The sequence below is a fragment of the Comamonas testosteroni genome, assembly GCF_030505195.1.
In the GTDB taxonomy this organism is placed as follows: Bacteria; Pseudomonadota; Gammaproteobacteria; order Burkholderiales; family Burkholderiaceae_C; genus Comamonas; species Comamonas testosteroni_G.
The window spans coordinates 155,973-175,835 of the sequence record NZ_CP129673.1; the positions used below are offsets into that span (position 1 = coordinate 155,973).

A 19,863-nucleotide genomic window follows, 5' to 3' on the forward strand; every position below is an offset into this window, starting at 1 on the left:
GGGAGTCGCCGGACATGCCGCGCCGTTCGATCCTGTCCGCCGCCGAGCGCGAGAGCCTGCTGGCGTTGCCGGACACCATGGAGGACTTGATCCGCTACTACACGTTCAGCGAATCCGACCTCTCGATCATCCGGCAACGGCGCGGTCCAGCCAACCTCCTGGGCTTCGCCGTGCAGCTCTGCTACATGCGCTATCCCGGCATGATGCTCGCGGTAGATACGGAGCCGTTTCCGCCGTTGCTGCGTCTGGTAGCCACGCAACTGAAGGTGCCACCCGAAGCCTGGGCGGACTACGGCCAGCGCGCCGAGACGCGCCGCGAGCACCTGCTGGAACTGCAATCGATCTTTGGTTTCCAGGCCTTCGCAACGCGGCACTATCGCCCCAGCGTGCACAGCCTGGATGAACTGGCTTGGCAGACCGACAAAGGCATCGTGTTGGCGACGGAGTTGATCGAAGGGCTGCGACAAAAGAGCGTGCTGCTCCCGTCACCGGGCGTCATTGAACGCATCTGCGCCGAGGCCATTACTCGCGCCAACCGGCGCATCTACGAAGCGCTGTCCGAGCCGCTGACAGACCCCCACCGGCATCGCCTCGATGATCTGCTCAAGCGCCGCGAGTTCGGCAAGACGACCTGGCTGGCCTGGCTGCGCCAGTCGCCCGTCAAGCCGAACTCGCGCCACATGCTCGAACACATCGAGCGCCTGAAAGCCTGGCAAGCGCTCGACCTGCCTACTGGCATCGAACGGCTGCTTCACCAGAACCGGCTGCTCAAGATCGCCCGCGAGGGTGGCCAGATGACGCCCGCTGATCTGGCCAAGTTCGAGCCGCAACGGCGCTACGCCACCCTCGTCGCGCTGGCCATCGAGGGTATGGCCACCGTCATCGACGAAATCATCGACCTGCACGACCGCATTCTGGGCAAGCTGTTCAACGCCGCCAAACACAAGCATCAGCAACAGTTCCAGGCGTCCGGCAAAGCGATCAACGCCAAGGTGCGACTGTACGGACGCATCGGCCAGGCGCTGATCGACGCCAAGCAGTCGGGCGGCAACCCGTTCGCCGCCATCGAGGCCGTCATGTCCTGGGATGCCTTCGCCCAGAGCGTCACCGAGGCGCAGAAGCTCGCGCAGCCCGATGACTTCGATTTCCTGCACCGCATCGGCGAGAGCTACGCTACCTTGCGCCGCTACGCGCCGGAATTCCTGGCCGTGCTCAAGCTGCGGGCCGCGCCCGCCGCCAAGGGCGTGCTCGACGCCGTCGACGTACTGCGCGGCATGAACACTGACAACGTCCGCAAGGTGCCCACTGATGCCCCGACCGACTTCATCAAGCCTCGTTGGCAGAAGCTGGTGATGACCGACGCCGGCATCGACCGGCGCTACTATGAACTGTGCGCGCTGTCGGAACTCAAGAACTCGCTGCGCTCGGGCGACATCTGGGTGCAGGGCTCGCGTCAGTTCAAGGATTTCGAGGATTACCTGGTGCCGCACGAGAAGTTCGCCAGCCTCAAGCAGGGCAGCGAATTGCCGCTGGACGTGGCCACCGACTGCGACCAGTACCTGTACGAGCGGCTGACACTGCTAGAAGCGCAGCTTGCCACCGTCAACCGCATGGCGGCGGCCAACGACTTGCCGGATGCCATCATCACCGAGTCGGGCCTGAAGATCACGCCGCTGGACGCGGCGGTGCCCGACACCGCGCAGGCGCTGATCGACCAGACAGCAATGATCCTGCCGCACGTCAAGATCACCGAACTACTGCTCGAAGTCGATGAGTGGACGGGCTTCACCCGGTACTTCACGCACTTGAAATCCGGCGACCTGGCCAAGGACAAGAACCTGCTGCTGACCACGATCCTGGCCGATGCGATCAACCTGGGCTTGAGCAAGATGGCCGAGTCCTGCCCCGGCACGACCTACGCCAAGCTGGCCTGGCTGCAAGCCTGGCACATCCGCGACGAGACCTATTCAACGGCGCTGGCAGAACTGGTCAACACCCAGTTCCGGCATCCCTTCGCCTGTCACTGGGGCGACGGCACCACGTCATCGTCGGACGGTCAGAACTTCCGAACAGGCAGCAAGGCCAAAAGCACCGGCCATATCAACCCGAAGTATGGCAGCAGCCCAGGACGGACTTTCTACACCCACATCTCTGACCAGTACGCGCCGTTCCACGCCAAGGTGGTCAACGTCGGCGTGCGCGACTCGACCTACGTGCTCGACGGCCTCCTTTACCACGAATCCGACCTGCGGATCGAGGAGCACTACACCGACACGGCGGGCTTTACCGATCACGTCTTCGCGCTCATGCACCTGCTGGGCTTCCGCTTCGCGCCGCGCATCCGCGACCTGGGCGACACTAAGCTCTACCTCCCCAAGGGCGATACCGCCTATGAGGCGCTCAAGCCGATGGTCGGCGGCACGCTCAACATCAAGCATGTCCGTGCCCATTGGGATGAAATCCTGCGGCTGGCTACCTCGATCAAACATGGCACGGTGACGGCCTCACTAATGCTGCGCAAGCTCGGCAGCTATCCACGCCAGAACGGCCTGGCCGTCGCCCTGCGTGAGCTGGGACGCATCGAGCGCACGCTGTTCATCCTCGACTGGCTGCAAAGCGTGGAGCTGCGCCGCCGTGTCCACGCCGGACTCAACAAGGGGGAAGCGCGGAACGCGTTGGCCCGCGCCGTGTTCTTCAACCGGCTGGGTGAAATTCGCGACCGCAGTTTCGAGCAGCAGCGCTACCGGGCCAGCGGCCTAAACTTGGTGACGGCGGCTGTCGTGTTATGGAACACGGTCTACCTGGAGCGCGCAGCGCATGCGCTGCGTGGAAACGGTCTCGGCGTCGATGATGCGCTGTTGCAGTACCTGTCGCCGCTGGGCTGGGAGCACATCAACCTGACCGGCGATTACCTCTGGCGCAGCAGCGCCAAGATCGGAGCTGGCAAATTCAGGCCCCTACGACCGCTGCAGCCGCCTTAGCGTACTTTGCGGTCCGTTTTCTGAGACGACCCCGCCCTGGCTATCGTTCATGCGCGGATCAGTGTGCATTTCTCAGCCAGCTGGGCTTTGATCTTTCCCACCTTGGAGTGGGGCACTATCCAGCCTTCGTAGCTCGGGTTGCGCTTACCGTCCCACCGGCACACATCAAATACGATCTGCTCAAGTGGTCCATTGCTGGGGCTGGACACCGCCATGTCGCCACTGGGCAATGCGGTTGTGACAATCTCTCCATGCACACCATTCAGTCGATAAATGCTCATTTGGCTGTGGCCCTTTCTAAGCTGTCATGGAGCATTTTCACTCCTGCCCCGATGTTCCATGCATACAGGATGGCGCCCAGTCCAACCAGCAATGTGAGCAACCACGGCCAGATGCCGAATGCTGTCACCACAGTATCAAAGGGCAGTTCTGTCTTGCTCGCTTCTATGCAAGAGTGCAACCCAAAGCTTCCTGCCAGGAACAATGTGAGGCCCAAAATCAACTCAATGGGTGCGTATCGCACTACCCAAAGAATCGCCCACTTCTTCTTCAACATACTTCCTCTTTTTCTATCTCTTAGGTTTTCGCATGCGAAACAGTTAGCGCGTCAGATGCATTTTGTAACAAGTTGGCATCGTGACATAACTCACCTGTCCTAACCTGACAACTTGACTCCCGCGCCTCAGTTGCTAACGGTGTGCTTTGCTCCGGCGATATCCGTTCGCTTGAACATCAGGCGGACACCGCAGGAATTGCTGGCGCAGCACGCCTATGCCAAGGACTTTCAAGACCATCAGCCGCGCACCCGGATTCAGGCCGGAGATAGCGCCCGAGGCGTAAAGACCTATCATCAGGACATCAACGGCGGCGCTAAAGCCCAGGGCCGCGCAAACCAAGCTGGAGCTGCGAGTCCGTCGCTCAAGACAGATCACAATGCACAGGTAGAACAGCACCAGATTGATGAGCATGTGTGGCCAGTCCGCGCCACCGGACAAGTACAGCCTGCTCCAGCCAGCAACAAAGAACACCAGACTGAAGGAACTCACAGTCGCTATCGAGTCGGCCAAAAGCGCGAACATTGGCCGCAAGGTGATGAGCCTGCACAGATGCCACGCCATAGCGCAGACCCACAATCCCAGTAGTCGAACCATCTACTTTGTTGCTCCGTTGCAATCTACGCATGCTATGCCGCGCTTCACGTCCGTCACGCTGTCGAAGCTCAGCCAGCCTGTAGAGATGCCGCAGCGCCGACATGACATGACTGCGATGTACTGACCAGACTCGCTGGTTCCAGCGTCCGACACATGCATCAGCACGCGGCGAGACGCGCGCTTGGCCTTGGCTTTTTCCACTGGCAAGGGGACGCTCTCTGGGAACAGATCTCCGGTCATTTCATCCTTTGTCATCCCCTGCCCTTCCCAAAAAAAAGGCCCATGAAACTGGGCCAAGCCTCAAAGTGATTTCAGGTATTGGCTGACACGCCAGACAGCCTGTAAATCGTCTTTAGGTTCTTGCGCATGTATTGCTCAAGAGCAAACACAAAACCGGACAGCAGTGCCATCAGCCCACATACAGCCAGAACCAAATTCGCCCATAGGTTGAGTCTGCTCTTGGCCTCAGCTTCCTGCTGCTCATGATTGAAGGAGCGAAGACTTCGGCTCATACCCCATGCCTTGTTCTCCATCATGGCTAGCACGTCTGCGGAGTACTGCAGTTCGGGCGTTGCATTCGATGCCCTTTCCAGTGCCAAATCCAGGTTGGCACGGTAGGCATCCCAGTTGATCTCAGAATCCTTCTGTTTCAGCTGTGCCTGCGCAACAAGATATGGCCCGAACTCTTGGGCATCAGCAGATGCATTGCCTATCAACTCGGTGACGCGTGCAGGCAGGCCGAAGCTGATGGCCTCCTCGATCTGCTTTTGTCTTGCATCGCTCTTGGACTGGCGGTGCTCTGCTCGCTCGGAGCTTGATGAAAACAAGCTGCTTTCGAGTCCATCGTGTTGAGGAGCAATCCCTTCGATGACATTCTGGAAAACAAAGGATGCGGGGATCAGCATCAACCCCATGAACACACGAGCGAATTGACCAAATATCAATCCGCTAATGGCCAGAGCTGTCGCGGACAATACTCCAACGACTTTGACTAGGTTGCTCAGGGTGACAAAGGTGGAAAAAGAGTTCATTCCGGTTCGAATCCCATCCACCGCCCCGCTAGTCTCTGCGGGTCCGCTCGCCTCCAAGGCTTTGGCCAGTGCCTTCGGAATATCGGGACTGCCGATGCTCCGCAGTGGCTCATGCCCCATTCCCAACCAAGCCAGGACAGCTGCAACTGCTGCCGCTACGAAGACAACAATGGCCGCCATTTGCCAAACGCGCTTGAGGCGATTCGCACGTTGGAACAATGTGCCCGATACCTCTTCAATCCAGCTCGTTTCAAGCACGGTCTTCTCAACCCCTTTAGCGCCCCAATTTTTGGTACGTGTCTCGCTCATGATTTAGGCTCCTGTGGCTGCGCTTGCGCGAGAGATGCCCAGATTCTGGCTATTGGTCGAAATTTGCTTTTTCATCTGCGCACACATGTGCTCAATCTGCATACTCGACTGCTCGCGTTCCCTCTTGCCTTCCAGCTGGATCTGGCTCACATCGTTTGCGGTCTTCACCAACATGTCCTGCACGTACTGCAGAGTCTTGACATCGATAGGCAAGCGCTGATTTGACTTAGCCGTGGCCACCGCGTTCTTGTGCAGCAAATCAGCACCGCGTGTGAGCATGCTGTTCGTGAAATCATCGATGGCCACAGTCAGCTCTGCGGCATTTTTCGATTCATTCAGGCCCATGGCCAGCACAAACTGCCGCTTCCAGATTGGGATCGTCAGCGTAGTGATGGTGTTGAACTTGTCCACCAGGACGAAGTTCGTGGACTGGATCACACGGATCTGGGGGAGCATCTGCAGGGACGATTGCTGAAGCGCTTCGAGGTTGCCGATACGCAGCCCCAGGTTGCTCGCAAAAGCCTGCATATCGGACAACTCCTGCAGCTCCGCAGGATTGCTCGCAATTTGCTGGCGCTGCTCGATCAGCTGATGCACGCGCGCCAATGCAACGCGGCCAGCTACGATGTGCACGCTCAGCTCGTAATACTCTTTGCGAACGTTGTCGAACATCACTTCCAGCGTTTCATTGCGTTTGCTCAGCCCCGCCACGGTCGTTTGAACTTCGGTGATCACCTTGTCGATCTGCTCCTTGGATGTTTCGAACTGGTTCTGCAGGCGCATTCCGCGCATCTTCAGCTTGTCGATCCATGGCCCAATCACCGGGAGGTTAGAGCGCCGTCCTGTCAGTACGTTCATGTTGGTTTTCTGGGCAATGCCGACGACTTCAACCAGCTGGTCGCCCATTTGCCCCACTTCACCGTTCCGAACCTGGCTCAACAGTTCGTCGGCATATGCCGTAGTCTGTTCACCCGCTCGCTTTCCGAAGGTGTTGACCGTTCCCGGATTCATCGGATCGATGTCTTGCACCAGCTGCGCGATGTGCTCCAGATCGCCATTACCCAGACCCATGACCTTCAGTTGCTTGTCGCTCAGCTGATGGACTTCAACGGGATATGTAGATGTCGGTGTCTTTGTCGCAATCGTGTTCATGATTCTTTTCCCTGTTACTGAGTGACCGAAATGGACTTGAGGTTGTCTGCGAAGCTCTTGCGCAGGTTTTCATGGGCTTGGATAGCCATGGCCAGCTGCTCGCCCGTAACGTGGTTTTGCACGCCCAGGCCCAGCATGTTCTGACGCCACAGCGGCACCAGCACCTGAGCGGTTTCGTCAAACCGATCCAGCACATCGATCAACTGGTACTTGAGCAGTTGGAGCTGCTGGCCTGTTTGTGCGTGGGAAACCTGCATGGCTTGAAGGTTGATCAACCGGCGAGAAAAGCGCTCTCGGCTCGTTTCCAGGTCAAATGCCAATGCACCACCCTGGCTATCTGGCGTTTGAGCCAGATATTTCTGACCCGCTTCAATGTGGTTGCTGATGATTTGGGCCTCGGCTCCATAGGTAGAGCACAGAGACTCAATCACATCGATGACATCGCGCACCAGCGCGGCTTCCTTGGTCGCTGCATTGAGCAGTTGATCCATGTTGATCTTGGCCACCTCAAAGCGCACACGCTTTGTCTGGGCCAGCCCAGTGAATCTCGACCACTTAGACGGCTTCTCCGAGATGGCTTTCGGGTCTGCATCTTCTAAACACATCACCACTCCGCGAATGCTTCGTGCAAGTCCAGCAGAGGGATTGCTCCCCAGTAGCTTGTCCAGCTTGACATCGATCTCAGGATCTCGGACGAGCTTGCCAAAGTCACCGATACCCAGTGGGTTACGGAACAACTCTGGTATTTGCTCTGAAGTGATGACCTCGATGGAATCCATCATTAATCGGCCCTCTCAATTTGTATTGTTCAAACAGAATGAAGGGCAACTTCAAATGTTGCCCGACTAAAACTACCAGCACTTCAAAAAATGCAAGCTGCTGCGCAAAGCATATTTGGAAGCACTCATAGCCTCGAACGGGCAATTGCCCAGGAAGGGCCAAATCAGCGACGGAGCACCTGTAACTTTTGGTATCATCGTCAATCGATTTTGAACACCATTAGTAATTCTTAATCGATATTCAACTGATACCAAACTAAGGCATCCATGAAATTCAAAAATAAACTTGTCACTCTTGCAGTGATTGCTTTCCTGCAAGGATGTGGAGGGGGAGATTCATCTGCTTCATCTGGGAAACCGGAAGAACCTGAAAAGCCTTTGACCGTTGCCCAAAAGATTGCTGCATTGGAAGAATCAGGCCAACTGCCAAAATTGAATCGAGACGATACATTGACGGGTATTGATTCTGACAGCAATGGTGTCCGCGACGATATCGACGCCTATATTTCTCAAGTATTCCCTGCAGAAATACGTCAAGCGGCCACCAAAGCCGCTCAAGTTGAGCAGTCTATGCTCACTGTGGATGTGAACGATAAAGATGCTGTGCGCGACATCAACAACGCATACACCCGTGCCAATGGATGCATTTTCGAAACAGCAAGAAATAAGGACCTTGAAATAAAGCCTTACTTCGTCAGCAAGCAGATATCGGCCATTACTGCTAATACCAAAAAACGACTCCTAGCGATGGTGGATTTCAGCCATGCTTCAAACGGGATGGTGTTTACAGGCCAACTTAACGGTAACTGCGATGAATAAGAATATTTTCCAAAAAGCAATTTCGGTTGTCCTGGCAAGCGCTATCGCGCTCTCTTCCACAGCAGGCCTAGCCGCAACTGGCCTTCCAGCGCCCGCCCAGTGCCAGACGCTTGATGGCTACACCATTGGCTATTTCAACGGTGTTCTCAACACCCGCCAAGATGCTGAGCGCTCTGCGGCTTTGCTACGCGCGCAACAGTATGAGAAGCGTTTTGCGGTCCCTACGGGCGAAACCTTGATCGTGCAAAACTACTTCAACGACTCCAAGGGCTGGCGAGACTTCATCGAAGTCTTTGAACAGCGCGTTCTGCAGCAGGACGAAAACCTGTCTGGTCGTTGGGAGTTGTTTCAGCAAGCCATTAGTGGCGATCTTAATAAGCCTGGTGATAGCTGGTTCGATAAGCTTGGTACAGTCTTCAACGGCTTCACCGACTGGATTAATTCCTATCAGGATTACTTAATTACTCAAGTCCCTTCAGCTATTGCTGCACGGTTTGGCATCGCAAACCTTGCTTCATTGATTATTGGTGATGAAACCGAAGCAATCTGGCAAACCGAGGTCGAACACCGCCAACGACTCGAAACCACGATCAATGAGGGTCGAAAACTGGTAATGGTCGCCCATTCCCAGGGAAATTTATTCGTTCACGAGGCATATAAAAATGCCCTCAAACTGACCACTTCTAACTTTGTCAAAGTGGTTCATATTGCCTCTGCGTCACCCTTCACGCATGGCCCACATGTTGTGGCTGACAAAGATCTGGTGATTAAGGGCCTGAACCTATTTTTTACCAATCCACCAGTTTATACGGTCATCCCAGGGTTGCTTGAGCGTCTAAATCCTGGCCCAACTGACTGGAAAGGCCATTCACTTGAAATGATATATTTGAATGAGTTGATTCCCACAAAGCCGCTGATTGACGGACATATCATTAACGCACTCAGCTCTATCCAAGCTCCTCCTAAAGTTGCGCAACCAGGTCTGTTTACTGTGACTCTGGACTGGGATGGTCCTGGTGATGTCGATCTGCACACCTACGAGCCGAACGGCAACAAGGTGTACTTCAGCAACAAAATCGGCTCCAGTGGTCGCCTTGATGTGGACAACATCTCTGGCTATGGCCCTGAGCACTTCTATGCCTCCTGCGACACCAACAGAATCATGGATGGAGACTACAACATCGGTGTGGCCAACTACAGCAGAGCCGATGGGCGTCGAGCCAACATTCAAGTAGCTACTCCCGATGGAGGCGTTATCGCCACCGAGTCTGTGACGCTGGGAACTGCCACTGGCACACAGACCTACCTCATGCCCATACGTATCAATGTCAAACGTGACCAGACCACTGGTGCGGTAAAGGTAAAGAAGGTCGGTTGAGAATCGCTTAGATCCTGAGCGTATCCATAACCCAAGGGCACTATTTATTAGTGCCCTTTTCTTTGGGCTTGCATTTTTCTCCATTCAAGTATTCTTTTCTGAGGAAACACGACTTGTAGGTTCCTCTGTTCCATGTTGATCACCGTTGGTAGGCGGCTCAGGGAGTCGAAGTTACTTGAAAGCGATCTAGAAGTAGATTCAGCAATGAAAGACAACAGAATCGCATGATTTCTTATTTAGAAGTCGCCTGTAAGTCGCTATCTGGCCGCGCCACAAGAGTGTCTTGCAACCTAGACACCACTTGTAAGTTACATCAAAACAATCTGAAAAATGACAAATCATCTGGAAGCGACTTTGAAAGAGGCTTCTATAGCCTGCCCAACCTTGCCGATCATGCCCTCGCCCTATCAAGAATGGCTTGAAGAGGCGGAACTTGGCCTTCTGGCCTTAGATGATTGCCGAATTGAGTGCGACAACATGACATGGGTTATTTCGTACTTATTCAACAGAATAAAGCTGCCTCATAAATGCATGTCCGGGCACTTGATGCTGAGCAATCGGAAGAAGTACGTCACACCGCACTACTGGATTCAACTGCCTGCTGGATATGTTGTCGATCTCCGACTTCGCATGTGGTTCGGGGATGACGAAGCAATCCCACATGGCATCTTCCAACCAGGCATGCACCCCAGGTTCATCTACTCCGGCAAGGAAGTTGAGCCATACAAGCTCACAGCTTCACTTGCCTCCATCCTCACAGACGGATTGATCTCTAACGTCAAACTGCCCAGCAAACAAAACCGTCCCCTGTGTAAATAGGGACAGGTCAACAGCACCAAGAGGGATACATGGACACCTCAACTAAATTCCTGATCGTCGTCTTCGGCGTTCCTCTCGCGCTCTCCGCATTCGAGCAACTGATGCACAGGATTGCAGGTGGCGCGCATTTCTGGCAGCAAGGCGAGAACATGCCGCGAGAACTCCGCAGGTCATCTGTGCTGATGAATGAGGAAGCAATCTCATGCACTCACCCCATCCCTATCCAAGGGCGTGTCGATCAAGTATTCCTCGCCCCAGGTGGAGAAGTCATTCCTCTTGATACCAAGACACGTTCGGCCCACCGGGTCATGGAATCAGACGTTGTTCAGTTGTCTGTCTACGCTGTAGCTCTACGTCAGAAGTACCCTACCGCGAACGTTAGCCACGGCTATATCAGAACAGTTGTTGGCTCCGTCAATGACAAAACTGTGGTCTATCACCGGGTTCGGTTGCTCAGCGACCGGGCTGTCGTTCGGATCGCTACAGGCTGAGCTGTGGCCTGTTCGCTTTTTCGCATGCGAAAAAGCGGCATGTTGTGGCTACTTTTTCGCATGCGAAAAAGGTGTCCCTGCGGTCCTACTCTGTCCTCTCAGAACAATTTAAGCGCTTAAACCGGCCTTCGTAGGTGCATCGGCCCTTTTGGGGCATTGCTGAAAACTTGCATTTTTTTAAAGGCGCATAGGATTTAAACAAACCGAAACATTCACTCACAAGGGGGCTGTATGCCTAACTCACCGTCATACCAAGAGCTGCAAACCGAGAGCTTCAAGCTGTCTACTCAGGAGGAAGCTACTCTGCGCCGATACAGCACCGTCACAGGTGTGCTGGTGTGTGCCCAAGCTGTATTCATCCCTGAGCTGGGAATTGCAGGCTCGGCGCTTGCTGGGGTGATCGGCATCGCACCTCTCGCCTACAAATTCTTCTGTGCTGAAGAAAACGCCAAGGGATTCACCACCCTCGTTTCCACTTTGATTCTCAGCCCCTTGCTGGGCCTTGTGATCGATTTGCTCATGCGCCTGCTCAAGCTCAACCTGATCTGAGCTAGCGGACCCCTGGCATGAAGACCCAAGACTGAAAGCAAGGTCTGCGTCGTCGCCAATATAGAAAGTAATCCATGAAGTTCAAGCTGTTTTCAAGGTCAGCTCCTACCCCTCCTTTGTCCGTCGATCAAGCCATCTGGGAAATACACAGCCAGTATCGCCGCCACAATCGCTGGAACATTCTGGCCAACATGATGAGGGCCATAGGTGTTCTTCTCTTTCCGTTGGCCTTCATCGTCCTCTCAATGAATGGCGGCAACTGGCCATGGTCTTCATCGGAAGAGTCAAAGGCGCACACCGCCTTCGTCAACGTGCGAGGGGAAATTGCTGCTGGCTCTTTGGCTGATTCTGACCGCCTGATCCCGGCCATTCAGAAAGCATTCAAGAATGAGCATTCCAAGGCCATCATCATCAAAATCAACTCGCCAGGTGGTAGCCCGGTTCCCTCCGGGCGTATCCACGATGAAATCTTGGTCCAACGCGCCAAGTTCCCTGAGAAGAAGGTTTATGCGGTCATTGACGACATCGGTGCATCTGGCGGCTACTACATCGCTGTTTCGGCCAATGAAATTTATGCAGACCGGGCGAGCCTGGTAGGCTCCATCGGAGTGATCAGCTCCACCTTCGGTTTCACCGGCCTCATGGACAAGCTAGGCATTGAACGTCGCGCGATAACCGCTGGCGAGCACAAGGCACTGCTTGACCCCTTCTCTCCCCTCTCGCCCGAGATCAAGAAATTCTGGGAGGCATTGTTGGCCCAGACCAATGAGCAGTTTGTCTCACGCGTAAAAACTGGTCGTGGTGATCGCCTTCAAGACGACCCCAAGATCTTCTCGGGCCTGATCTGGAACGGGGAGCAAGCCAAGAACCTGGGCCTTATCGATGGCCTGGGTAGCATGGAGCAGGTCGCCAGTGACGTTATTGGCGTCAGCAAGCTCGTTGACTACACCCCAAGCGAAGATTTCTTCAAGCGCATGTCTCAGCGCGCCAAGGTTGAAGCTCGCGCATTACTCAGCAACGCCCTCCCCTCCCTTCGCTAACTCCGTCGCTGGCAATGAAGCACCTGCCAAAAAATGTCATCGCAGCCCTGATCGTTGTCATTCTCTTCCTGTGCTTGCTCAGCTCCGCTCAGATCTAAATCAGCCGCTTCCAAATGAACATGAACGCCCCTACTTCCGCTCAAACTTCTGAACCTAAAGCGGTTCAGTTCCGAAATGCATTCATCAACATCTTTCTACCCATCTTCGGTTTAATCATCGCTGGCTTCCTGGGCTGGCAACTCTACAAGCTCAACGACATCACAAGCTCATTCGGCAAAGGCTCGTCCGTGAGCTTCAAGACAGAAGACGAATTCAACAATGCAGTGGCCAAAGCCTTCAACAAGATCGTTGAAGACAAACAGAAAGCCATGGCCCAGAGCAAGCTGCAGAAGTTCACTGCCGCTCCCGAATTTGTGCCTGATGGCAAGCACATCTACGGCTCCATGGATGCGCGCTACACACTGGTGGAGTTCTCCGACCTGGAGTGCCCATATTGCAAACGCTTCCACAACACGCCCAAGCAGCTCGTGGACGCCAGCAAAGGCAATGTGAACTGGCAATGGATGCACTACCCCCTGGACTTTCACAATCCTGCAGCTGCAGATCAGGCCATCGCATCTGAGTGCATCTCTGAACAACTGGGCAACCGCGCCTTCTGGGCTTTCTTAAACGATGTGTTTGTGCAGTCGCGTGGCAACGGTCAAGGCGTGCCCAATCTGGCTGAGCTGGCCACGGAAATTGGCGCTGACAGCAACAAGTTCCTCGAATGCGTCGGCTCTGGCAAATACCAGCAAAAAATCCAAGAGCACATGCAAAAGGCCGCGGCGCAAGGTATCAAGGCAACACCGGCAACTTTCGTTGTCGATAACCACACCGGCAAGATGCAGCTCGTGGCTGGTGCCCAGCCCGTGCAAGCGTTGATGGCTGCTGTCTCCAAGCTCAAGGCAGAAGCTGAAGAGGAAGCAGAAAGCCAGAACGGCCCTGGTGAACAAAGCGCTGTGCAAGACAAGAGTTAAAAGTCAGGAGCCATGAACATGAATGCCCCTGGCGTAATCGCCGTTGCGAACGGACCCAAGAAACCCAAGCTTCAGCTCAAGAGGGCAGTTTTGGAATACGTCGAAGGAATGGCCCTGGATCTTGGCGAAGTGCTAATGCTTGAGGTTCTGGAGCCAGCCGACCGTAAGGCTCTCCAAGACGCACAGCGCGTTTGTCTCAAACTGACATTGCAAAAGCGCCTGCACGGTGTTGACTCTTTCGTATGGGAGCAATTGCAGGCTGCGATGAAGGACGACTATAAAAAGGACGCCTGGGCATTCGAAGAAGAAGCACTTCTACTGACTGCGATGGGTTCCATCTGTGCACCTGAGATCGACATCGCCTTGCTTTCAAAGCGCATGAATAGATCCCCTTACTCTGTCGCGCTCAAAGCCTTGGAATTGGGCTATCTGCGCGCTCCTTCTTCCGACTGAAGACCTCGGCCACTATCGCAGTGGCTTAGCCTCCCACTCAAGGAGTCACCATGTCACGTATTAAAAATGCTCTGGTCCGCGCCCTGAAGGCTACGGCGGGTGATCTGGATGAAATCGTCAAAATAGACGGCCTAACCAAGCAGGAGCGTTTCGTCTTGCATTCGGCTCGGGAGATTTGTGAGCGCCTGATGACGGAACAGATACGAAGCCGCGTATCCAGCCCCCCTACCCCGTCCCAGGCCGAACGACATCACTCTGACAAGCCAAAGCCACCCCAGCAGTTGCCACGGAGTCAGAAAGGAAAGCCAGCTGAGCACAATCACCAGAAGCAATTCGCCAACCACGGCAAGCCCTGGTTGCCCAATGAGGTGGGCATCATCCAAAATGCTATCACCCTGGCCAGGGCTAAGGCGGTGGAGATCGATGTGCATCACCTCTCTACTCAACTAGGACGTTCGCCCTACTCTGTCGCGTCGAAGTTGGTACAGCACGGGTTCCTCAATGAAGATTGGGCGCAACAATTTCGCAAATAGCGCAAAGATCACAACACAGACTCAATGACTAGATAGACTGCATAGCAAGGCTTTTCGCATGCGAAAAAATCGGTAGCTGAAGTCCTTGCATTTTTCTTGATCGCAGTACCATAAATTAAGTCTGTCAATTGGAGGGATACAACCATGTCTACTGCAGCACCCAAGAAACAACCTCACCCCGACACCATCAATTCGCTCAAGGCACTGGAAAAGAGCCTCCCTCTTGAAGAGATGTCGCGCACCGATGGCTTCCTGCTTCATCACTCTTTGGTGGTCCCTCAACCAGGGTTCAATGCTCGCACCGCCTTCATGGACGAGGATGAGTACTTTGCAATGCCCGAGAACGCTGCCCGCGTTCGGATGTTTGCGGATGCCTATAAGGAAGGCAAGTACGTCCCGAACATCCTGGTGAAGGTCATTGGCGGCGTTGCCTATATCCGTGATGGCTACACACGCAAGCGCGGCTTGAATTTGGCCATTGCCGAAGGGGCGCTGATCCAGAAGATTTTCGTCACTGAGATGAAGGGTGACGACGCTGAACAGGCTTTGGTTGTCATCAACGGCAACAACGGCGCTCCTGTATCTGTTTTGTCCTGTGCGGTGCAATATCAGCTTCTTGAAAGCTGGGGCTGGAGCATTGCAGAGATGGCCAGACGCTCCAACGTGACTCCAGAAGCTGTTCGTTTCGCACTCTCGCTGTTGGATCTGCCTTTGCCTGTCAAAGTGATGATCCAGAAAAATGAAGTCTCTGCGACAACGGCTTTGGAGCAGTTCAACGAACATGGAAATGACGTTGTAGAGATCCTGGCCGAAGCAGTCAAAACGGCTAAGGCTGCGCTGCCTGTGAAAGCTGCAGACGATTCCAAAAGTGGCGAGGGGGAGGGTGCCAACCCAGCGAAGAAAAAGCGCGCGCTTGTGACGAAGAAGCACCTGAAAGCGACTGCCGCCCCCAAGATGAACAAAAAGATGGTGACGGCCATGCACACCAGCCTCTCAGGCCTCACCAGCCGCCTGGATAGCATCACACCATCGGATGATGGACAGGCGTTCCTCATGAAGCTGACCAGCGAAGATGTTGCTTTGCTGCGCGAACTGGCAGGAAAGCTGCCGCAGCTCACGCCCAAAGGCGAAGAAAAGAATGAAAATCAGGAAGAACTCAGTCTGGAATGAGCCAGTAGGCCCAGACTTCCCCCAGCTTTTTTCGCATGCGAAAAAGACTGGACATAACACTCAAGAGGCCACCGGGCGATCTAATGAACAAAGTCATCAAGCGCAAACACAAGGGTAAAGCCAAGGTCGTCAGCTTCTCCAACCAGAAGGGTGGGGTGGGGAAGTCAACGGTGTGCATCCAGACTGCCTTCTATCTCGCTATCAAAGAACAAGCAAAGACTCTTGTGCTGGACTTCGATGCCCAGGGCAACACATCCTCCCGACTTGTTCCACATGAAACAAATTCTGAGGGTGAGCTGGTCCCCGTTTACAGCGGTACTCGTGTGGTGGATTTGTTTAAAAAGGACATCGGCCCCATCGAAGTCATTCACTGCCCATGCGGTGTTGACCTCATTCACACACTAAAGAACGACCACGATCTCAGTGAGATCGAAACCGGCCTCACGCTTGTAGACGCATTGAATCCGCGTGAGAATTTGCGTGAACTCTTACAGCAGTACGACTATGTTTTGATCGACTGCCCGCCTAGCCTCGGCCGCAAGCTTTATGCTGCCCTCGCCATGAGCACCCATGTCGTAGCACCCGTCAAGCTGTCTGGTTTTGCTTACGATGGTCTAGAGGGCCTGCTGAGAACGTTGATCGGTGTTCAGCACTCTACGAATCCCGATCTTGAGATCTTGGGCGTCTTCATCAACGACCGCACGTCTTCGCTCAGCCATGAGCGTGCTGAAGAGAAGATACGCGCGGCTATCCCGGATCTCGTGTTCAAAAATACCATCAGAAACCGTCCCCCCCTGGATACAGCAACATCTGATGGGGTCCCGATCTGGACGCTCCCTTACGCTCACGTTGCCGCCAAAGAAGTGCTGGCCGTGATTAAAGAGCTGCTGTCGAAAGTGAACAAGAAATGAAGAACATCACCTCATTAACCGAACTGGCCGCTGTTGCTACGCGCGGCATTCAACAAGAGGACGGCAAACCTCTGTCCGTGGACATTGACGATATCGTCTCCAAGGCCCAGGTGCGCAAGCGCTTCAAGAACCTGGAAGAGCTTGCTGAAAGTCTCAAACTTGATGGCCAGATCAATGCCATCAACGTTGCTCCCAAGAACAAGGATGGCAAGTATGTGATCCTCAAAGGAGAGCGTCGCTGGCGAGCAGGCAAAATTGCCAAGCTCAAACAGATGAAGATCGTCATCGATACGCGGATGCAGGATGATCTGGACCGCACTGCGGAAGAGCTGGCAGAGAACATCCAACGTGAAAACCTCACGCCTTTTGAAATCGCTGATGGACTGAGCCAGTTCAAGGAAGCAGGGTGGACCAATGGCCAGATCTCCAAACGTGTGTCTAAAACTCCAGCGTTTGTATCTTTGTACCTGTCTCTGCTGAGCATACCCAGCTTCATTCGCGCGCTGAACGATGAGGACGTCACGAACGATGCCGAGACGCTGTACAACCTGAGTCGCATTCATGATCTGGCTCCGCAAAGAGCCATCGAGATTGTTGCCCTGGCCAAGGAAGAAAAGAGCCTATCTCGCACTGCCACCCGCGCCATCTTGAAAGAGCTGACCGCTGATGATGGGAAGGAACGTGGCAAGCGTGGACCTCAAGCCAAGGAGAGCAAGATAAAGCCCAACAGCAGCGACGACAGCAAGTCCGCAGCGGATAAGGCTCTCAATGCCAGCCAGGGCAAGCCTGATGCATCAAGTGCTGCCAGCGAGTCAGGCTCAACGGCCAGCTCTCAAGAGAGCACTGCCAAAGAGCTGGACAAGTCTGCAAAGATGAACAGTCCAGCAGCGCAAGATGCTGAGACGCAAACTACCGTGGCCAGCAAGCCCAACGATGCTCACAAGAAGCCAAGTCAACCAAGTGTTCAGAAGAATGTGAGCTTCAAAGCTGTCACACCAGGACAGATCATCCTGGCAGTTTCAGTCTCCATTGACGGCGTTGTTACAAATGCCGTGGTCATGAATGACCGGATTTCTCTTAAAGATGGCAGCGTTTGGGTGAAAACAGATGCTGGAAATGTAACTGAGGTGCTGGCCGAACAGATTACACTCCGGGGGGTTCAAGCAACCGACTAACTGTGGCTCATGACCATCTCGCGCGACACGAAGCGTAAATTCGATCTCATCAATGCGCTGTGTTCGCACGAGAAGCCTACCTTGCATGTTCTCCAAGAGACGACAAGCATCCCTTTGCAGACAATCAAACGCCAAATTGGCTTCCTACGGTCTGACTTTGGCATGCAGGTACGGTATGTCCGTGTCTCTGGGGGCGATAGAGGCTCCAACGGGTACTACACCATCGATGACTGGGGCATCATCGACATGAAGAACTTCCTGAAGCACTATGGAAAGTTCTGACGGAACACTCTTCCGCCAAGGATTTCCTGCAAACCTGCGTATCTCCACGCAGGTTTTTTTTTGACAGAACTGGCATTGAATGAGGGCTGGCGCATGCCAGGTTGCATTTCTGGGAAGCAGGGTAGGGTAGTGCACTACCCCAAAGAAGAGCATCACCATGAAATTCAAACGAATGGAACGTTTTGAGCGCGCGGCTTGGACACAGCGCGGACTCGCCATGGCCACCTCAAAGCCAGCACGTTTGGCAAAGAAGCTCCAAGAGAAATATCCGCTTATTTCAGATCAACTCCCAGCTCCGAAGCCATTTGACGCTGATGCAGAGCTGTCACGCCGTCAATCTCTGCTCGACAGCACAGAGGCGCGGCAGCGGGCGCATGAAGCTCGCTGCTGGCGCAAAGCTCGGGGAAATTTCTTCCGCGCTACTCCTGATCAGCAGGAAGCCATTCGTAGCACCTGGAAGGGCTGGAGAGGCCCGCTGACGGCTTTCTACTTCGGCTATGTGGTGGACGTAGCCACAGGCGAATATGAAGCACGCTGCCAGCGCGCACGAGACAAAGAACGGGCAAGGTCCATGGAGATCAGAGCTAGGGAGCGTCAAGCTCAGACCCTGCAGCTCCAGTTCGCCTGAAGCATGTGAAAGGCTGTGAGGATCGACATCGAGCACATCACCCCAAAAATACCCCATGGATTTCGCTCTTCACGGAGCCGGTGAGGGGCAACCGCTGGTTGACCCCAAAAACCCCCCCAAAAATTGTCCGAATAGCCCATTTTGGGCAACCATGTCGGGCATGTGACACTCTCAACCCCAAAAACCCCCCCGAAATTTTGACCGATAGGTTTGCCGGGAGCCAGCAGAGGAGAGGCAGTGATCAGCACCCGCTTTCCACCCCCTATTTTTGTCCAATTAAGGCAATGCGCCTGTTTCACCCCTATCAAAAGCTCATTTTGAGTAGCTTTTCCCCGTTCTAGATCTCAGCTCATCCGTTGGAAAGGGAAAAAAACTGTCCAAACGTACCAATTGAGGGGGGATGAAGGGCATACCTGTTCAGCTCAGAACCGCACATACCAATTGAGGGGTGTTAAGGCCGATTTTTTCCCAGTGGAAGTGCTCAACGTACCAACTGAGGGGGGTTGAGGCCAATTTTTTTCCTAAAAGCACTCTGCACGCCTATGCGATAGCTCACCACTAGCACAGATGGGCATAGCCATCAGGCCACAGTTAAGCACCTCAACGTGCCGCCTCAGAGCAGAAGGCGTTGTACCAATCCAGGGGGGATAAACAGATTTTTTGGCGCGATAGCGAAAAAGCACACGTACCAACTGAAGGGGGGATACGTACCAAATGAGGGGGGATGAACACTGAAATTTGCTTGATAGTGCTCCAGAAAATGGAGCACCAAACTGTGAATAACAGGAGCTATCGAGCAAATTTGGGTGACACCAATGATCCCAAATTAAGGTGTGTAAGAGCCCAAATCGGGGGTGACACCCTACCAACCAGCGGATGTTATCGAACCAATGGACGGGGCCTACCGTACCAATACGGGGGTGTTATGCCTCTGCAACCCATTGTCAACAAACAGCTTTTCGCTCTCTTTATTGTAGTTAGCGTATTAAAGTTTTTATTGTTTTTAACGGTGCGCTTTCGCGGTTTACAAAGGCAAAAAAATGCGGGACTCCCTGGGGTTCTAAAAACGTTGCAGCGGTAGAGCACAGAAGAAAATTTTTCCCGATAGCTAACCAATGCAGCGACGACTCACGGAGTCAGACAGAAGACGTTCCACACGTACAAAACCACATGGTTAGATCAGGAACCAAAAAAAG

20 protein-coding genes are annotated in these 19,863 nt (G+C 54.1%); 15 read left to right on the forward strand and 5 right to left on the reverse strand.

Annotated elements, in window-relative coordinates; genetic code table 11:
- Positions 1 to 14: 14 nt before the first annotated feature.
- Positions 15 to 2,981, forward strand: coding sequence for a Tn3 family transposase (locus QYQ99_RS28215; protein ID WP_034367509.1), 2,967 nt, complete (start codon positions 15 to 17; stop codon positions 2,979 to 2,981).
- Between the two features lie 277 nt (positions 2,982 to 3,258).
- On the opposite strand, the gene QYQ99_RS28220 is transcribed toward QYQ99_RS28215, so the two are convergent.
- From QYQ99_RS28220 to QYQ99_RS28240, 5 genes are all read right to left on the reverse strand, one after another.
- Positions 3,259 to 3,537 (reverse strand): hypothetical protein, encoded by a 279-nt coding sequence (locus tag QYQ99_RS28220; RefSeq protein WP_034367512.1) that lies wholly within the window; start codon positions 3,535 to 3,537, stop codon positions 3,259 to 3,261.
- Between the two features lie 133 nt (positions 3,538 to 3,670).
- Positions 3,671 to 4,132, reverse strand: a complete 462-nt coding sequence (locus QYQ99_RS28225) for a hypothetical protein (protein WP_034367514.1) — start codon at positions 4,130 to 4,132, stop codon at positions 3,671 to 3,673.
- A gap of 311 nt (positions 4,133 to 4,443) precedes the next feature.
- The gene (locus tag QYQ99_RS28230; protein ID WP_034367520.1) at positions 4,444 to 5,472 is read right to left on the reverse strand and encodes a hypothetical protein; all 1,029 of its coding nucleotides are present in this window, start codon (positions 5,470 to 5,472) and stop codon (positions 4,444 to 4,446) included.
- Between the two features lie 3 nt (positions 5,473 to 5,475).
- Positions 5,476 to 6,624, reverse strand: a complete 1,149-nt coding sequence (locus QYQ99_RS28235; RefSeq protein ID WP_080750473.1) for a toxic anion resistance protein — start codon at positions 6,622 to 6,624, stop codon at positions 5,476 to 5,478.
- Positions 6,625 to 6,638: 14 nt separating this feature from the next.
- Positions 6,639 to 7,406 carry a hypothetical protein gene (locus QYQ99_RS28240; protein ID WP_034367522.1) on the reverse strand — a complete coding sequence of 256 codons (768 nt, stop codon included), beginning with the start codon at positions 7,404 to 7,406 and terminating at the stop codon, positions 6,639 to 6,641.
- A gap of 264 nt (positions 7,407 to 7,670) precedes the next feature.
- Here QYQ99_RS28240 and QYQ99_RS28245 point away from each other — a divergent pair, with 264 nt between their 5' ends.
- From QYQ99_RS28245 to QYQ99_RS28310, 14 genes are all read left to right on the forward strand, one after another.
- On the forward strand, positions 7,671 to 8,222 hold the full coding sequence (locus QYQ99_RS28245) for a hypothetical protein (RefSeq protein WP_157839538.1): 552 nt from the start codon (positions 7,671 to 7,673) through the stop codon (positions 8,220 to 8,222).
- The gene (locus QYQ99_RS28250; RefSeq protein WP_052084772.1) at positions 8,215 to 9,600 is read left to right on the forward strand and encodes a YfaP family protein; all 1,386 of its coding nucleotides are present in this window, start codon (positions 8,215 to 8,217) and stop codon (positions 9,598 to 9,600) included. Before QYQ99_RS28245 ends, QYQ99_RS28250 begins: the two co-directional genes overlap by 8 nt.
- A 330-nt stretch (positions 9,601 to 9,930) precedes the next feature.
- Entirely contained in the window at positions 9,931 to 10,419 is a 489-nt protein-coding gene (locus tag QYQ99_RS28255) for a hypothetical protein (RefSeq protein ID WP_198529036.1), read from the forward strand.
- Between the two features lie 29 nt (positions 10,420 to 10,448).
- A complete protein-coding gene (locus QYQ99_RS28260; RefSeq protein WP_052084773.1) occupies positions 10,449 to 10,910 on the forward strand; it encodes a PD-(D/E)XK nuclease family protein in 462 nt (153 codons plus the stop codon).
- 231 nt (positions 10,911 to 11,141) lie between these two features.
- Positions 11,142 to 11,459, forward strand: a complete 318-nt coding sequence (locus QYQ99_RS28265) for a hypothetical protein (RefSeq protein WP_046462385.1) — start codon at positions 11,142 to 11,144, stop codon at positions 11,457 to 11,459.
- A 74-nt stretch (positions 11,460 to 11,533) separates the two neighbouring features.
- The gene (gene sppA / locus QYQ99_RS28270) at positions 11,534 to 12,499 is read left to right on the forward strand and encodes a signal peptide peptidase SppA (protein WP_052084774.1); all 966 of its coding nucleotides are present in this window, start codon (positions 11,534 to 11,536) and stop codon (positions 12,497 to 12,499) included.
- Positions 12,500 to 12,786: 287 nt separating this feature from the next.
- Positions 12,787 to 13,515 carry a DsbA family protein gene (locus QYQ99_RS28275; protein ID WP_302093304.1) on the forward strand — a complete coding sequence of 243 codons (729 nt, stop codon included), beginning with the start codon at positions 12,787 to 12,789 and terminating at the stop codon, positions 13,513 to 13,515.
- A 12-nt stretch (positions 13,516 to 13,527) separates the two neighbouring features.
- Positions 13,528 to 13,968 carry a hypothetical protein gene (locus QYQ99_RS28280; RefSeq protein ID WP_034367534.1) on the forward strand — a complete coding sequence of 147 codons (441 nt, stop codon included), beginning with the start codon at positions 13,528 to 13,530 and terminating at the stop codon, positions 13,966 to 13,968.
- A 50-nt stretch (positions 13,969 to 14,018) separates the two neighbouring features.
- Positions 14,019 to 14,501 (forward strand): hypothetical protein, encoded by a 483-nt coding sequence (locus tag QYQ99_RS28285; protein WP_034367536.1) that lies wholly within the window; start codon positions 14,019 to 14,021, stop codon positions 14,499 to 14,501.
- 144 nt (positions 14,502 to 14,645) lie between these two features.
- Entirely contained in the window at positions 14,646 to 15,671 is a 1,026-nt protein-coding gene (locus tag QYQ99_RS28290) for a chromosome partitioning protein ParB (RefSeq protein WP_157839539.1), read from the forward strand.
- An 83-nt stretch (positions 15,672 to 15,754) separates the two neighbouring features.
- Positions 15,755 to 16,582, forward strand: coding sequence for a ParA family protein (locus QYQ99_RS28295; RefSeq protein WP_052084776.1), 828 nt, complete (start codon positions 15,755 to 15,757; stop codon positions 16,580 to 16,582).
- Complete coding sequence (locus QYQ99_RS28300) at positions 16,579 to 17,757, forward strand: ParB/RepB/Spo0J family partition protein (RefSeq protein ID WP_052084777.1); 1,179 nt, start codon at positions 16,579 to 16,581, stop codon at positions 17,755 to 17,757. Before QYQ99_RS28295 ends, QYQ99_RS28300 begins: the two co-directional genes overlap by 4 nt.
- A 9-nt stretch (positions 17,758 to 17,766) precedes the next feature.
- Positions 17,767 to 18,039, forward strand: coding sequence for a helix-turn-helix domain-containing protein (locus tag QYQ99_RS28305; RefSeq protein WP_034367538.1), 273 nt, complete (start codon positions 17,767 to 17,769; stop codon positions 18,037 to 18,039).
- Between the two features lie 157 nt (positions 18,040 to 18,196).
- Positions 18,197 to 18,667: a hypothetical protein gene (locus tag QYQ99_RS28310; RefSeq protein ID WP_131367707.1), complete on the forward strand. Its 471-nt coding sequence runs from the start codon at positions 18,197 to 18,199 to the stop codon at positions 18,665 to 18,667.
- The last annotated feature ends 1,196 nt before the right edge of the window (positions 18,668 to 19,863 follow it).